This window comes from Allochromatium humboldtianum (genome assembly GCF_013385175.1).
Taxonomy (GTDB): Bacteria; Pseudomonadota; Gammaproteobacteria; order Chromatiales; family Chromatiaceae; genus Thermochromatium; species Thermochromatium humboldtianum.
On record NZ_JABZEO010000002.1, the window covers coordinates 152,591 to 166,564 of the forward strand.

Annotated in this window: 19 protein-coding genes and 2 pseudogenes; 12 read left to right on the forward strand and 9 right to left on the reverse strand. The window is 64.7% G+C overall.

All coding sequences use genetic code 11. The features are described from left to right. Positions 1–70 precede the first annotated feature (70 nt). The 5 genes and pseudogenes from HW932_RS03160 to HW932_RS03180 all read left to right on the forward strand — a co-directional run. Positions 71–496, forward strand: a pseudogene (locus tag HW932_RS03160) (alpha/beta fold hydrolase family protein); the annotation flags it as partial. Positions 497–547: 51 nt separating this feature from the next. Then, positions 548–1,404, forward strand: a protein-coding gene (locus tag HW932_RS03165) for an IS5 family transposase (protein WP_176975047.1) whose coding sequence is annotated in 2 segments (ribosomal slippage) — positions 548–896 and positions 896–1,404 — 858 coding nt in all. Because the reading frame shifts where the segments join, the coding sequence is not laid out codon by codon here. Then, a pseudogene (locus HW932_RS03170) lies at positions 1,401–1,988 on the forward strand (YheT family hydrolase); the annotation flags it as partial. The gene HW932_RS03165 and the pseudogene HW932_RS03170, both read left to right, overlap by 4 nt. Positions 1,989–2,039: 51 nt before the next feature. Continuing rightward, positions 2,040–2,372 carry a YebG family protein gene (locus tag HW932_RS03175; RefSeq protein WP_176975048.1) on the forward strand — a complete coding sequence of 111 codons (333 nt, stop codon included), beginning with the start codon at positions 2,040–2,042 and terminating at the stop codon, positions 2,370–2,372. A 14-nt stretch (positions 2,373–2,386) separates the two neighbouring features. Next, positions 2,387–3,178, forward strand: a complete 792-nt coding sequence (locus HW932_RS03180) for a nucleotidyltransferase domain-containing protein (protein WP_176975049.1) — start codon at positions 2,387–2,389, stop codon at positions 3,176–3,178. A 98-nt stretch (positions 3,179–3,276) separates the two neighbouring features. Here HW932_RS03180 and HW932_RS03185 read toward each other — a convergent pair whose 3' ends face one another. Continuing rightward, entirely contained in the window at positions 3,277–3,927 is a 651-nt protein-coding gene (locus tag HW932_RS03185) for a peroxiredoxin (RefSeq protein ID WP_176975050.1), read from the reverse strand. Between the two features lie 309 nt (positions 3,928–4,236). Here HW932_RS03185 and HW932_RS03190 point away from each other — a divergent pair, with 309 nt between their 5' ends. Continuing rightward, positions 4,237–4,515 (forward strand): zinc ribbon domain-containing protein YjdM, encoded by a 279-nt coding sequence (locus HW932_RS03190; protein ID WP_425485094.1) that lies wholly within the window; start codon positions 4,237–4,239, stop codon positions 4,513–4,515. A gap of 88 nt (positions 4,516–4,603) precedes the next feature. Here HW932_RS03190 and HW932_RS03195 read toward each other — a convergent pair whose 3' ends face one another. From HW932_RS03195 to HW932_RS03205, 3 genes are all read right to left on the reverse strand, one after another. Next, positions 4,604–5,227, reverse strand: coding sequence for a hypothetical protein (locus tag HW932_RS03195; protein ID WP_176975051.1), 624 nt, complete (start codon positions 5,225–5,227; stop codon positions 4,604–4,606). A 223-nt stretch (positions 5,228–5,450) separates the two neighbouring features. Further along, complete coding sequence (locus tag HW932_RS03200) at positions 5,451–6,314, reverse strand: isocitrate lyase/PEP mutase family protein (RefSeq protein ID WP_176975052.1); 864 nt, start codon at positions 6,312–6,314, stop codon at positions 5,451–5,453. Between the two features lie 33 nt (positions 6,315–6,347). Next, positions 6,348–6,692 (reverse strand): phenylpyruvate tautomerase MIF-related protein, encoded by a 345-nt coding sequence (locus HW932_RS03205; protein WP_176975053.1) that lies wholly within the window; start codon positions 6,690–6,692, stop codon positions 6,348–6,350. Positions 6,693–6,888: 196 nt separating this feature from the next. Here HW932_RS03205 and HW932_RS03210 point away from each other — a divergent pair, with 196 nt between their 5' ends. Next, complete coding sequence (locus HW932_RS03210) at positions 6,889–7,173, forward strand: ATP dependent RNA helicase (RefSeq protein ID WP_176975054.1); 285 nt, start codon at positions 6,889–6,891, stop codon at positions 7,171–7,173. A 369-nt stretch (positions 7,174–7,542) separates the two neighbouring features. On the opposite strand, the gene HW932_RS03215 is transcribed toward HW932_RS03210, so the two are convergent. The 3 genes from HW932_RS03215 to HW932_RS03225 are packed head-to-tail and all read right to left on the reverse strand — an operon-like array spanning position 7,543 to position 10,046. Beyond that, positions 7,543–8,508: an ADP-ribosylglycohydrolase family protein gene (locus HW932_RS03215; RefSeq protein ID WP_176975055.1), complete on the reverse strand. Its 966-nt coding sequence runs from the start codon at positions 8,506–8,508 to the stop codon at positions 7,543–7,545. A 35-nt stretch (positions 8,509–8,543) separates the two neighbouring features. Beyond that, entirely contained in the window at positions 8,544–9,005 is a 462-nt protein-coding gene (locus tag HW932_RS03220; RefSeq protein WP_176975056.1) for a hypothetical protein, read from the reverse strand. 39 nt (positions 9,006–9,044) lie between these two features. Next, positions 9,045–10,046, reverse strand: a complete 1,002-nt coding sequence (locus HW932_RS03225; RefSeq protein WP_176975057.1) for a hypothetical protein — start codon at positions 10,044–10,046, stop codon at positions 9,045–9,047. A gap of 407 nt (positions 10,047–10,453) precedes the next feature. Here HW932_RS03225 and HW932_RS03230 point away from each other — a divergent pair, with 407 nt between their 5' ends. The 5 genes from HW932_RS03230 to HW932_RS03250 all read left to right on the forward strand — a co-directional run bounded on the left by HW932_RS03230 (position 10,454) and on the right by HW932_RS03250 (position 12,814). Further along, entirely contained in the window at positions 10,454–11,497 is a 1,044-nt protein-coding gene (locus HW932_RS03230) for a COG3904 family protein (RefSeq protein WP_176975058.1), read from the forward strand. A 23-nt stretch (positions 11,498–11,520) separates the two neighbouring features. Next, entirely contained in the window at positions 11,521–11,844 is a 324-nt protein-coding gene (locus HW932_RS03235) for a hypothetical protein (RefSeq protein ID WP_176975059.1), read from the forward strand. A 121-nt stretch (positions 11,845–11,965) separates the two neighbouring features. Continuing rightward, complete coding sequence (locus tag HW932_RS03240) at positions 11,966–12,370, forward strand: hypothetical protein (RefSeq protein ID WP_176975060.1); 405 nt, start codon at positions 11,966–11,968, stop codon at positions 12,368–12,370. Positions 12,371–12,383: 13 nt separating this feature from the next. Beyond that, positions 12,384–12,668 (forward strand): DUF1648 domain-containing protein, encoded by a 285-nt coding sequence (locus tag HW932_RS03245; RefSeq protein WP_176975061.1) that lies wholly within the window; start codon positions 12,384–12,386, stop codon positions 12,666–12,668. A gap of 2 nt (positions 12,669–12,670) precedes the next feature. Continuing rightward, on the forward strand, positions 12,671–12,814 hold the full coding sequence (locus HW932_RS03250) for a hypothetical protein (RefSeq protein ID WP_176975062.1): 144 nt from the start codon (positions 12,671–12,673) through the stop codon (positions 12,812–12,814). Positions 12,815–12,844: 30 nt separating this feature from the next. Here the strand turns inward: HW932_RS03250 and HW932_RS03255 are convergent, their stop codons facing one another. Together HW932_RS03255 and HW932_RS03260 are read right to left on the reverse strand one after the other, a co-directional pair. Beyond that, a complete protein-coding gene (locus HW932_RS03255) occupies positions 12,845–13,174 on the reverse strand; it encodes a WGR domain-containing protein (protein WP_343046951.1) in 330 nt (109 codons plus the stop codon). A gap of 7 nt (positions 13,175–13,181) precedes the next feature. After that, positions 13,182–13,967 carry an SDR family oxidoreductase gene (locus tag HW932_RS03260; protein WP_176975063.1) on the reverse strand — a complete coding sequence of 262 codons (786 nt, stop codon included), beginning with the start codon at positions 13,965–13,967 and terminating at the stop codon, positions 13,182–13,184. Positions 13,968–13,974: the final 7 nt, after the last annotated feature.

Below are 13,974 nucleotides of genomic sequence, written 5' to 3' on the forward strand. Positions count from 1 at the left end.
GAGCCGGCCGAGTATACTCAGGCTCCAGACCCAACGGAGCCAGGAGCCCCATGATCATCGAGACCCGTGCATGACCACGCCGCGCACCACGGGCCGCCTCACGACGAGCCGCTTCCGTCCGGCCTGGTGGCTGCCCGGTCCCCATCTCCAGACCCTTTGGCCCAGCCTGATGCGTCGGCGTCCACGCCTGGCGCTGACACGGCGCCGGATCGAACTGGTCGATGGCGATTTCATCGATCTGGCCCTGGGAACCTCATCCGGTCCACGGGTGTTGGTGATCCATGGGCTCGAAGGCAACCTGGAGTCGCACTATGCGGGCAGTCTGATGCAGACACTCGCGCACGGCGGTTTTCAGCCGATCTTCCTGTTTCTGCACGGGTGCTCGGAGGAACCGAACCGGCTCGATCGCGCCTACCACTCGGGCGCAAGCGCGGATCTGGCCGAGGTGCTGGAGGTCTTGAGCCGCGATCCCGAGGGCGCGCCGCTACGTTCTGTACGAAAACCCAGCTTGTTACACTGACCTCGTTCCAAGAGGAGAAGAGGCCAGATGTCGAGACGTTACGAGCTTCCCGAAGAAGCCTGGGAGTTGATCGCCGATTTGTTTTCCCGTCCGCAACGCACGGGCCGCCCGCGCCGAGACGACCGCCTGATGCTCAACGGTCTCTTCTGGGTGCTGTGCTCGGGGGCGGCGTGGCGCGACCTGCCCGAGCGCTTCGGTCCCTGGTCGACGGTCTACCAGCGGTTTCGCGACTGGCGTGACGACGGCACCTTCACCAAGGTCCTGGAGCGGTTGCACATCCGACTGCGTGAGGACGGGTTGATCGATCTGGAGACCTGGATGATCGACTCGACCTCGATCCGTGCCACGCGCGCCGCCGCGGGCGGCGGGAAAAAAGGGGGCCGCAAGAGCCGCTAAGCCAGGCGCTCGGGCGCAGTCGGGGCGGCCTGACGACCAAGATCCACCTGCTCTGCGATGCCAAGGGCGTCCCCTTGAGCTTTCTGCTCTCCCCGGGGCAGCACAGCGACATCGGCTATGCCCAACCGCTTCTCGATCAGGTCCGCCTGCCCAGCGCCCGCCCGGGGCGTCCACGGACGCGCGGCCGTCAGCTACTCGCCGACAAGGGCTACGATGCCGACGGCTTACGCCATTACTGCGATCGGCGCGGCATCCGTCCGGTGATCCCGCAACGCCAGGGCGTGCGCAAGCCCAAGCCGGGCCGCCCTCGGACGTTCAGCGCTACCCGCTATCGCCAGCGCAACGTCATCGAGCGACTGTTCGGCTGGCTCAAGTCCTGTCGACGCATCGCCACTCGTTACGACAAGTTGGCCTCCAGCTTTTCGGCCATGTTCACGCTGGCTTGCATCCGCCGATGCTTCAGGCATTACTTTTCGTACAGAACGTAGCGGCGATCGGTTTCTCGCTCGGGGCCAATCTTCTGCTCAAGTATCTGGGCGAGACACCCGCGCCACGGCTGCAACGGGCGGTGGCTGTCTCGGTGCCCTTCGTGCTGCGTGATGCCATGCTGCGGCTGGATCTGGGCGGCTCGCGCCTCTATCGGCGCCATCTGCTGGGCAAGCTCAAGGCCAGTCTGCGGCGCAAGTTCGCCCATCGCCCCTTTCCGTTGGATGTGGATCTGGACGCGATCCACGACTTCAACCAATTCGACGACCAAATCACCGCACCGCTCAACGGCTTCTCCGGCGTCTTCGACTATTACACGCGGGCCAGTTGCCGGCCCTTTCTGGCCGGCATCCACACGCCTACGCTCATCCTCCAGGCGGCGGATGATCCCTTCATGTTCCCGACTACCGTCCCTTGGGCGCATGAGCTTGGTCCCGGCGTGACGCTCGAATTGGCCGCGCATGGCGGGCATGTCGGGTTCGTCGCCGGCCCCTGGCCCTGGAAGCCGCACTATTGGCTCGAAACTCGTGTGCTGGAGTATCTGCGAATCCAGGATCTGTCGTGTATCCAAAGGGCGCAACCGTGAACGGCTATACTCCCCATCCCAGACCACTGATGGCCAAAATGGGGCCGCACCATGATCGAAATCGAATACATCGTCCGTGACCGCCGGGGAGTGGAACGTTTGCGCACCGCCGACAAGAAAGCCGCCGAAGCCTATGACCGGATTCTGGAGAACGCCGAGCGGCTGGCCGACTGGTTGCGTGCCGGATCGGTGTTGCCGAGTCTGCCCGATGACGACCTGGAGACGCTGACGGTGCATCTGGCCCGTCATGCTCGCGAGGTCGAGCTGATCCTGAAGGGCAAGTCGGTGGAACTGGAGCCGAGCGCGGGGTCGGCGTCGACGTCGACGCCTGAGATCCGGACCGAGAACGCCCAACCCGTAGCGCTCAAGGCGGTGCAGGCGTAGCCAAGGCTGGATCGATGAGCGCCGCCGACACCCTCGACCCGGCCATTCAGGCCGACATCCGCGACCGGCTGACCGCCATCGAGGCCGCCCATGAGGTGCGGCTCCTCTATGCCTGTGAGTCCGGCAGCCGGGGCTGGGGCTTCGCCTCGCCCGACAGCGATTACGACGTGCGCTTTCTCTACGTCCATCCGTTGCCCTGGTATCTGCGCGTCCATCCGGCGCGGGATGTGATCGAGGAGCCGATCAGTGATGTTCTGGACATCAACGGTTGGGAACTGCGCAAGGCGCTCGCGCTGCTGCACAAGGGCAATGCCACCCTGATCGAATGGCTCGATTCGCCGATCGTCTACAGGGCCGAGCCGGTCTTTCTGGAGCGGTTGCGCGAACTCGCCCGGCAACTGCACCGGCCTGAGCGCGCGTTTCATCATTACATCCACATGGCGCGGGGCAATGCCCGCGCCTATCTGGGCGGTGAGCGGGTGCGGCTGAAGAAGTACCTCTATGTGCTGCGTCCACTGCTGGCGACGCTGTGGATCGAGCAGGGGCGCGGACCGGCGCCGATGCGCTTCGAGACCCTGGTCGAGACGCTGATCGCGGATCCGGTGTTGCGCGCGGCCATTGCGGAACTGTTGCGCGTCAAACGCTCTGTCGGCGAGGCCGAGCACGGCGCACCCGATCCCATCCTCGATGCCTTCATCGCCCGCGAGCTGACGCGCCTGGAGGCCGTGGTGGCGCCCACGGCATCCAAGGTCGAGACGACGGAACTGGATCGCTTGCTCTATGAAACGGTGTGCCGGCTGTCCTGAAGCTCGAACTGTCTGAAGACGTTCAAGCCGGCGCATAGACCAAGGCCCCGCTCACGGAGCCGGGGCCTGGGTTTCAGTCACACCCGTGGGGCAGGCGGTCAGAGCGACTTCTTGCAGAAGTACCAGTCGACGCATTCGTACTCGTCGCTGACGGCGCGCGCATTGGCCTCTTCCACACTGCCCGGCGGCGGGACGATGACCTTATCGCCCGGCTGCCAGTTCTCGGGCGTGGCGACCTTGTTGGCGTCCGAGGTCTGCATCGCCTTGACCAGACGCAGGATCTCGTCGATCGAGCGGCCATTGCTCATGGGGTAGTAGAGCATGGCGCGCAGCACGCCCTGGGGATCGATGACGAAGGTAGCGCGGACCGCCGAGGTGTCGCTCGCGCCTGGCTGGATCATGCCGTAAGCCTTGGCCACGGCCATCGACAGATCGGCGATGATCGGGAAGCCGATCTCGACGTCGAACTTCTCCTTGATGTTGCGCACCCAGGCGACATGGCTGTAGTGACTGTCGATCGAGAGTCCGAGCAGTTCACAGCCGATGGCTTGGAAGTCGGCGTGCCGGCGGGCGAAACCCATGAACTCGGTGGTGCAGACCGGGGTGAAGTCGGCCGGGTGCGAGAAGAGCACCAGCCATTTCCCGTGATAGTCCTCCAGCGTCTTGCGGCCGTGGGTGGTCGGGGCATCGAAGGCCGGTGCGGGTTCGTTCAGGCGCGGCATGGCGGTCGCGGTCGTCTCTTGAGTCATGGCTGAGCTCTCCATTCGTGTCGGTAACGTTCGGTGTGGATCCCTCTCACGAGGTTGAGGCTAGATTAGCGCTCGCGCATGAACGGATACAGTCGTTTGTCACGATCGGTTTAATTGCTCTAACAAATTGACAAATATCAATAAAAAGCCAATCCAGTGGGCCGGTTTGGTTGCTCAAAGGTTTCCGGTGCCGGCATCGTCCGATCCGGTATGATGCGCCCCTTTCAAGACCAACCGATGACGACCGACCGATGACCACACCTCCACCCTGTCCCCGCTGCTCGATGGGCAACACCTATCCTGACGGAGATCTCTACATCTCCCGACTGCGGCCATGAGTGGCCGCAACAGGCCGATGACGAGGGCGACGCGGACGCCATCGTGGTCAAGGATGCCAACGGACAGGTTCTCAGCGATGGCGATAGCGTGGTGCTGATCAAGGATCTCAAGGTCAAGGGCACCTCGACCACGCTCAAGGTCGGCACCAAGATCAAGGGCATCCGGCTGGTGGGCGGCGATCATGCCGTCGACTGCAAGACCGACGCCGGGAGCTTTCTGTTGAAGGCGGAGTTTCTGAAGAAGGCATGAACCGCTGAGGGGCGTGGTCGCCGGTCAGAAGGTCGCCTTGTTCCAGCTGAACAGGAGGGCGGGCGGCGACATCATCAAAGCGGTGTGATCACGATTGATCATGTTTGGAGGCGTCTTCCGGCGACCAGCTCCGACGAAAGCGCTGAAACTCGTGTCGATAGCTCTGGGCATCGCCATACTCGAAGAAGTGGGCCGTATAGCGGTGCGGGTCGACCGTGCGCTGGGCATGTTTGATCGGACACCAGTACCGCTCGGTGCGAGCGACCACTTCACGGGCATACTCCATCAACTGGTTGGCGTAGCCGCAATAGAGACAGTTCAGTTTCTCGATGCCGTTGAGATAGGCGAGCCGATGCCGGTCGAGCCTGAAATACGCGCCACGCCGAACTCTGGGAATGCGATAGATACGAAAACAGACGTGCTGATACAGCGTCAGCGCGGCGTCGAGCAGCAGCAAGGGAACGATCATGCCGTAGATGAAGGGGGCCGACAGGAGGTAGGCGACCGGAGCCTGTCGCAGATAGCGCCACACGCCGGTCCGCTGCTGTCGATGCCAGAGTCGCATTCCCTGCTCGAACACGACCTTGCCGCGTTGCAGTGAATAGCGAAACTGCTCGCGACTGTCCGCGAGCAGACGGTCGAACTCCTGATCGAGCTCGCGCTGAGTCGCGCGTAGCCGGACCAGGATCTCATCCAGCGCTGTCTTGCCCATCCTGTCCTCCAGAGGTCGCGAGGCGACTCAAATCACTCAGCCCCTGGCGTGGACGATTGGCGCTCACAGCCTGGACGCCAATGCCTGACGCGCGGGGGATTCTAACACTGACTCCCCCGGCCTTCTTCTCGAACACCGGCAGTGCCGGGTTCTCCAGCACCGCCACATACGCGACGAGACGGCGTGTCGACTGTTCTGACGGCTGAACCAAGCGGCCCAGAGCCTACTCAGCATAGCGCTCCAGGAAGGCTTCATAGTCGTCGAAACCGACGATCCGGCGCAGTTCGCCGAAGGAGACGCGCGTTCCCGGCGTGCGCCCGGCCTGGAGATCGGCCAGCGCCCCTTGCATCGCCGCCACGGCGCTGCTGAGCAGACTCAGCGGATAGGCCGCGAGCCGATAGCCCATCTCAGCCAGGCGTTTGGGCGGCAGCCAGGGTGTCAGACCGTCCTCCAGCATGTTGGCCATCGGCCAGCCGGGCACCACACGGCAGAAGCGCTCCATCTCCTGTTCATCACGCGGGGCCTCCAGGAACAGCACCTCAGCGCCCAGATCGGCGAACGCCTGCACGCGCCATAGCGCCTCGTCGAGTCCCACGGCACTGCGCGCATCGGTGCGGGCCACGATCACCAGATCCGCGCCGGCCTCGCGCGCCTCGACGGCCGCACGGATGCGCCGTAACGCTTCCGAACGCTCGACCACCGCCTTGACCCCGGTATGTCCGCAGCGCTTGGGCGCGACCTGATCCTCGATCATGATTCCGGCAAAGCCGGCGGCGGCATACTGCTCGACGGTGCGACGTACGTTGGCCGGGTTGCCGTGTCCGGTATCGCCGTCGCCGATGACTGGGATGTCGACCGCCTGACAGATGGAGCGCCCCTGGTCGAGCATCTCGGTGACGGTGATCAGGCCGGTGTCGGGCAAGGCCAGTCGCGCGGCGGAGACGGCAAAGCCGCTCATGAAGGTCAGCGGAAAACCGGCCTGCGCGATCAGGCGCGCCGAGAGCGCATCGAAGCAGCAGGGCATGAGCTGGAGCTGATCGCGGGCGAGCAGGGCGCGCAGACGGGCGGCTGGTGTTGAATCAGGCATCGGGGGTCCAGTGAGGCGCATGATTCGAGGGCCTCAGAAGGTGGCGTTGTTCCACCCGAACAGATGTCGGGGCGAGGCGGCGAACTCGATGTAGACCCGCTCGGGCGGGATGGACAGCGTTTCGTTGAGCAGACCACAGAGGGCGCGTGAGAACTCCGGTGTCCGCGACTCGGGCAGGCCCAGGCTCTTGAGTTCCAGATAGGCGGCCGGATCAGCCGTCCCGGCAAACAGCAGGTCGCGCCCGCTCTCCAGGATCACCATGACATAGGATTCGGGCTTGCCGAGAAGCTCAGCGACCATGCGCGAGGCATGGGCCAGCAGTTCGGGGCGAGACTCGGGAGCGATCTCGACGTTGGTCAGCAGGCGAAGAGTAGGCATGGGCGAATCCTCATGACGATGACAAGGCGCTCAGGATAGCGCGCGAGCGGCTGACTGTCCGGGTTCGGAAAATCGATTGACAGGGGACGTTTTTGAGATAAGATGAGAATCATTATCAAATAGACCCGCCAGCCACTCCAGACCGGATCGCCAAGCCGGGTGTTTCCTCAACCGTTACTCTCGGGAGAAACACGCCATGTCCGCCCTGACCCACCACCTGGAACTCGACGACCTCACGCGCCTGGAAGCGTCGCGCTTGCGCCGACGCCTCGCCGATCTCATCCATCAGTACGTTCACAAGCGCTCGGTCGCGCTGGCCGAGACGATCTTGTGCCATATCGAGGCGCTGTGCCTGCATCCTACGGATTGTCGGGAGCCCGATCAGCTGTGTGCCTATCGTCGGCTGGCCTGTCACTGGCGTTGCCTCGCCGAGGTGCAGCGTCTGCGCGAGCAACAGGGTGATTCGGGTTGGCGGCCTTGAGCGGATGGATCGGGTGCCATTCATGAAGACACAGGAGTGGGTGATGACTTCGAGACCGCTTCAGCCATCCGCCATCCGACGCTGGGTTCCCTGGAGCCAAATGTTGAGCACGGGTTTCGTTGCACCGCTGTTGCTTATTGGTGTGGTTCTCGGCGGGTTCTTCTGGTCCGTACCACCTGTGCCCTAGTACCTCGCACCGGATATGAGCCAGATAACCAAAGCCAGCAAAATGGGTGAGTTCGTGGCCTTGGGGCGATCAGATTATCCGGGACATTATCGGTGCGAGGTACTAGCCGGTTGAGCGAAGCGCGGAGGGTTCGACTGTCCTGTGACGGTGCCCGGCGATGGCGTCATGGAGGCCACCCGGCTTCAATCCGTCGCCTCCCGTCCCGCCAGCTCCAGCAGCCCATCGGCCAAACGGGCGATGGCCTCGGCGTGGGTCAGTCGGGCGCGCCAGGACTCAGGAATGGCCTCTACGCCATAGTAGGCCCCGGCCAGTTGGCCATAGATGGCCCCGGTGGTGTCGGCATCCTCGCCCAGATTGACCGCCTTGAGCGCCCCGTCTGCGAAGCTGTCGCTGGTGTGGAAGGCCCACAGCGCCGCTTCGAGCGCCTGGACCACATAGCCGGTGCCTCGGATGTCTGGAGGATGGCGCTCTTTGAAGGAACCGGCGGCGATCGTGGCGATGGCGGGGGCCAGGGGTGTTTGGTTCCAGTCGACGCCCACGGGGGCGAAGTGGGGGGCGAGCAGCACGGGCTTCTCCACGCCCTGGTGGGCGCCGATGAGGAGTCCAGCATAGTAGCGGCAGGCATCGACCGCCTCAGCGGCACCGTGCGTGGTGCGCGACATCTGCCCGGCCTGTTCCACGGCGGCGACCGGATCACGGGCGAAGGCCAGTGGGATCGGGGCCAGCCGCATCAGCGAGCCGTTGCCGGCGGTGTGGGGATCGGTCGCGCCGGCGAAGGGGTCGCCGGTGTCGATGAAGCGGTTCAGGGCACTGGCCACGGTGTTCCCGATGTCGAAGCAGCGCCCGGTGCTGCTCCAATAGCCCTCGTCCCGCCAGCGCCGGTAGCGGCGCATTTGATCGGCGGCCTCGAAGCCCCGGCATTCGATCAGGCTCTCGGCCAGACACAGGGCCATCGAGGTGTCGTCGGTCCATTGGCCGGGGGCGAGCCGGAAGGGACCGCCGCCGATCATGTCCGTGATCGGCGCGAAGGTGCCGGGACGGGTGAACTCCAGCGTGGTGCCGAGTGCGTCGCCAGCGGCCAGTCCCAGCAGGGCCCCGTGATAGCGGGCGCGGAGCCTGGGCGTACCTGAAGCCTTGTCAGTGCGCATGGGGATGTCCTCGATGGTCCGGTTAGCCGGATCGGCTAGCGATAGAACAGCGACACGATCGTCTGGCCTGGTGCACTGGATCCGCCGGGGACATAGTGGAGAGAGGCGGTGCGATACTCCGGCCAGTCCCAGCCATAGGCCGACTGGCGTCGATCCTGACGGTGCGGTGCTCCGAGTACGTGCGAGACGGTCGGAAGCAGGGCGCGGGTCTGATCCGGACCGGGGATCCGGAGCAGGAGCGAGGCGACACGCGGACTGTCGGGATGGGTCTCGACCTGGAGGGTGACGGCGCCGTAGCGACCCTCGAAGAGCGCACATCCGGTATTCATGGGCGCGACAGGGTGCAGATAGTCCAGGCGCGGCACCGGCTGATCCTGGCGAATGTCGTCGAGGATCCGCTCGACCTCAGTTACGGCATCGGCCTGAACGGTCCCGAACAGCAGGAACGTGAGCAGCAGGCTCCACAGCGCCCCGCGTGACAGTGTCGTGAATGGCATGGTTCTGTTCTCCAGTGGTTTGGTCGTGATCGCAACGCCTCAGTCGCCCGAGCCAGTCTGATCGCCCTGATCGCGCATCAGCAGCGACAGCAACCGTCCACGCACCGCCCGCCACGCCAGCCAGGACAGATACCCCAGCGCCAGTAGGCTGAAGCCGAGCAACGCCCAGTCCGCGTCGGAGAAGACCTCGTAGTGACGATAGCGCTCCTGGGGGCGGATGTAGGAGGTCCGTTCTTCCAGGGCAGCCAACACCAGCGACACCAGGATACCGGCATTGACCAGCAGCACGACATAGCCGAACAGCGGAATCAGCCACAGCGTGGCCAGCGCGAAGGCCATGACCAGGATCGGCGCGAACAGGTCCAGATCGAATTCATCGTGCGCGGTGAACAGCATGAAGGCCGCCAGCAGGATCAGCACGGAGTGCCCCAGATAGGACGGCAGGGGTGAGCGCGCCGCTGTGCGCTCGGGCGTGTGGTACCGCTGCATGAAGTGTCGTGCCAGAGTCTCGACCTGCGCGAAGTTTTCGGGTGTGCAGTAGACCTCCATCAGCGGTCGCCAGGCGTTGCGAAAGATCAGCCGATGGACGCGCGGCTGGACCTGGAGACTGAAACTGCCGCGCCAATCGAGCCGCTCGCTTTCACGGGCGCGGGCGGTCAGTCCAGCCCCCATCGTGCCCGGCTGACCGCTCGCTGCGCCCCCGAGCACGGTGAGCCGATTGATGAGTCGGCTGGTGCGATCGATGGTCTCCTGGTGGATCCCCTGGGCATCGAACGTATAGCGCGTGCGCAGACGGTTGCCGAAGACGATCAGGGCGATCAGCACGAAGCTGACGAACATCCCCAAGCCGATCAAGGCCAAGATCCCCACCAGGGGCGGAATGTCGTCCCAGTCGCCCTGGGCGCCCAGGATGACGCTCATGAAGAGGCTGGAGATCAGTGCCGCCAGACCGCAGACCAGGGCCAGGGTCTTGAGCAGACGCGGGTTGGTCGCCAGCGGGATGTCGATTTCCCAGACGACGGGAGGCGAGGGTGGCTTCATGTGGCGACGGTGACCCGGAGTGTCATCGTCGCTCAGGATGCGTGGCGGGACTCCAAGTCGCCCCCACGCCCTCGCGACGAGACAACCTTTAGGCCCGGGTTCGTCCCACTCCGAGGACGGCTGCGGCTCTACGCGCCTACGCCATCCTCTGCGCGAATGACTCTACGGTGTGTCGGGTGCGCTTTGCCTACTCGCCTCCACCGCTTCGGGACCGTTGGCCCCTACGCGCTTGCGGCGTTAGGCCCGCGCCTACACCTACCCGGGACTACCGGCCCCGCGCTTCGCGCTTCCTTGGCCGGCAGCGCGGGTTCTCGGACGCCATCCCGGCTTCGTGTGTATTCTTCATCTGGCTCCGCACCCGTCATCAGGTGCGGTTCTTACGCATGATCCGCTTGGAGGCTTCAGACATGCTCGCGATGTACCACTCCCCTGTCACTCGGCTCCTGCCGGGTCTGATTCTGGCCTTGACCGCGTTCGCGGCCCCAGCCCAGTTCGATCCCCCAACCTATCAAGGCGGACGTGGACAATGGCAGTGGGAAGGGAATGTCGCCAAGACCTTCTTCGACAACGGACTGGCCATCGCGATCGCCTTTCCGCCCGATGATGATTGCGATACCGCCTACTTCGGTCTCATCGGCAACGATCAGGTCACGTCGATGACCTTCACCATCGACCAGAGCCAATACAACACGCTCGACGTCGAAGCGGTCGATACCGGTGACGGCACGCCGCTGATCGGCTTCCCGCTCTCGGACAAGGCGCTCTACGACCTCAAGCGCGGCCAGATCCTGCGCGTGCGCACCGACCAGGGCAATCTGAACGTGGGACTCACGGGTACGGCGCTGGCGTTCAACAACGCCTATGGCAACTGTCTCCTCATGCTCCAAAGGACGACGCTGCAACCGAGCCACAGCCGTCCCAAATCCGAGCAGGCATTGGCCCCCACCAAGCCGTCCGCGCCCGACAAACTCTCGCGCATCGACCTGGAGAACGGGACGGTGATCGTCATGTTCTCAGGCGAGTTCGAGGCTGGGGATGGACAACGGATCATCGCGGCCCTGGAGGAGAACGAGGCGGCGGCCCTCGGGCTCAACAGCGTCGGCGGGCTGGTCTCGGAAGCGCAGATGGTCGGCTACTATCTGCGCAGCCACAATCTCGACACGATCGCCGGTGAGGTATGCGCCAGTGCCTGCACCTTCGCACTGGCTGGCGGCGTGGATCGATTGGCCATCAATGGGGCGCGCATCGGTCTGCACCAGTCCTATGCACCCGGCGGCGGCAGCCTGGAGGATGGTCAGCGTCTGGTCGGCAACTACATCCGCTACTTCCAGAGCATGGGGGTGGATGCGGAGGTGGTGGCCTTGGCGGCGACCATGCCCAGTGAGGGCATCCGCTGGCTCGATCCCGAGCGGGCGATGGAATTGAAGCTTATCGGGGATGTTTTGCCCTGAAGCCACACCGGAGACCCTATCCCATGCGTCGACTCGCCCTGTTTGTCCGGCTGCCGGCAGTCTGTTCTATCCTGATGATCGCGGGTCCGGCATGGCCCGATCCCGCGCCTCAACCGCTGCTCAAGCGCGGGAGCTGTCCGAGCGGCTATTACGTCAGCGGGAACTATTGCACGCCCGGCTCGAATGCGCGGTTCGCGGTCGAGAAGCGGGGGAGCTGCCCCAGCGGTTATCACGTCAGCGGTGACTACTGTCTGTCGGGGGCGTCGGGTCGGGCGGCGATTCCAAAGATCGGCTCCTGTCCTTCGGGCTGGATTGTGAGCGGCGATTATTGTCTGGAACGGCGCTGACCGGCGGCGCTGTTTGTGGCCGGTGTGCTGTTCGATGTCCCGGCCCTGAAGGCGCTGTTTCGGATCGTCCTGGAAGCGCCGTCCTGAGTTCGGCGTCGATCTATTCCATGAGGAAGCGGCGATGTCGCTGACCGACCGACGCCGGGGATACCGCTATGCGGGCGTCCTCTTCTCCGAGGATGGGCGCGAACTTCAACAAAACGGTCAGCGCTATCGCGAGTGCGCGTTTCCGGCGCGGGCCGAACGACGCTTCCGGGTCTGGCTGGTCGTGGTGTTGCTCGGTACCTTTCCGGGCATTCCGTTGTTGGCGGCGGCGGGGTTTCAGGCGGATCTGCTGTGGATCGTCGCGCCCTGGCTCGTACTGGTCTATTGGCTGCATCGGCGTATCCATGCCTGCCCGCGCTGCGGTGGCTCTTCGCGTGTGCTCAAGACGCCGCACATGGGTTCGCCGGTGCTCTATCTCTGTCCGCGCTGCCGGACGTTCTTCGAGCATGGCCAGATCGATGGCGGCTGGCCCTGGAAGTGAACAGGCATCGAGGATGCGTCTGGCCCTGTATCTGAGCGTTTTCGCCAACCTGATCCTGGCCCTGGAGTCCTGGAACCTCCTGCCCGAGCGGGTGGCGATCCACTTCGGCGCGGGCGGCGTCCCGGATGGCTGGGGATCGAGTCTGACGGCGACGGGTCTGAGCGTGGGCCTGTCGTTGCTGCTGTTCGGGGTGCTGACGTGCAGTGCCGATCTGGTGCGACGGGTGCACGGCTTCACGAGCGACTCCAAGCGTTCGGCACGGCGCTGTTCGGGTTTCTGTTGGTGGCCGAGTGGCTGACCTTGCAGGCCAATCTGGCCGATCCGGTGCGCCTCGATGAGCCGCTGTTTCTTACAGCGCTCGGGAGCTTTCTTGCCTATACCCTGTACTGGACCTGGAGCTTGATGCGAGCTTTCCGGATGCCGTCGTCGAGCGGATCGGTCTGAGCTGGAGCGCCAGGCGGGGAGCCGTCGCCATCAGGATTCGCTTGCAGCACGGATGCGTTCGTCATCCCGATATCCATGCTGCCGACGCCGCTTCCCGATCGCCGCGATCTGCTTCAATCCGGCTTCGCGCGATTCGACCCACAGGATGCGCTGGCCGCCCAGGTGGGAACCGATCCCTCCCCAGCACTGGAGCAGCGTCCAATCGCCGAACAGGTCGCGGACCAGGGCGACGCTGTAGTAACGCTGTTTCTCCGGATGAATCCAGCGGCCTTGAGACCGCTCGCCATCTTTGTGAGGACTGACCAGCCGGTTCGGCGCTGTCTCCAGACTCGAGCGACGTGTTGAGTGTCGTGCGCCCATGTCGGCTTCACGCCGCATAGATCATGGTGCGGGTCATCCCGCCATCGACGATCAGGTTCTGGCCGGTGATAAATCCGGCTTGATCGCCGGCCAGGAAGCGCACGGCGGCGACGATGTCCTCCGGCTCTCCGACCCGCCCGACGGCATGTTGGGTCCGATCGATCGGGCGATGGTGCGGGGCACGCCGATGCGCCGACTTCTGGAGCGGACCGGTCTCGATCCAGCCGGGACTGATGGCATTGACCCGGATCTCCGGTCCCAGACTGATCGCGGCGGCATGGGTGAAGGCCAGCAGTCCGCCCTTGGCGGCGGCATAGGCTTCGCACTGGGGTTCGGATTGCAGGGCGCGGGTCGAGGCGATGTTGACGATCGCGCCACGGCGTCGGCGCAGCCCTGGAATGGCTGCACGGGTGCAGAGAAAGGCGCCGGTCAGATGGCTATCCTGCCAACGCCTCCAGTCGGCCAGCGACAGTGTTTCGAGCGGACCGCTCAGCGGGTCGGCCAGACCGGCATTGTTGACCAGCAGATCCAGGCCGTCGGGCTGGCCATCCCGAGCCTGCCAGGCCGCCAGTGCGGCGAAGGCGCGCGCGACCGCCGTTTCATCGCCGACATCGGCCTCCAGCCCGAGACAGGCGGAGGTCGCCCATTCAGCCGTCACCTCAGACAGCGCCTCGGCCTCCCGGTCGAGCACCGCCACCCGCCAGCCTTCGGCCAGGAACGCCTGAGCCAGGGCGCGGCCGATCCCTTGGGCGCCGCCCGTGATGAGTGCCAGCGGTGTGCGGGTGTTCGGCATCGTCGAC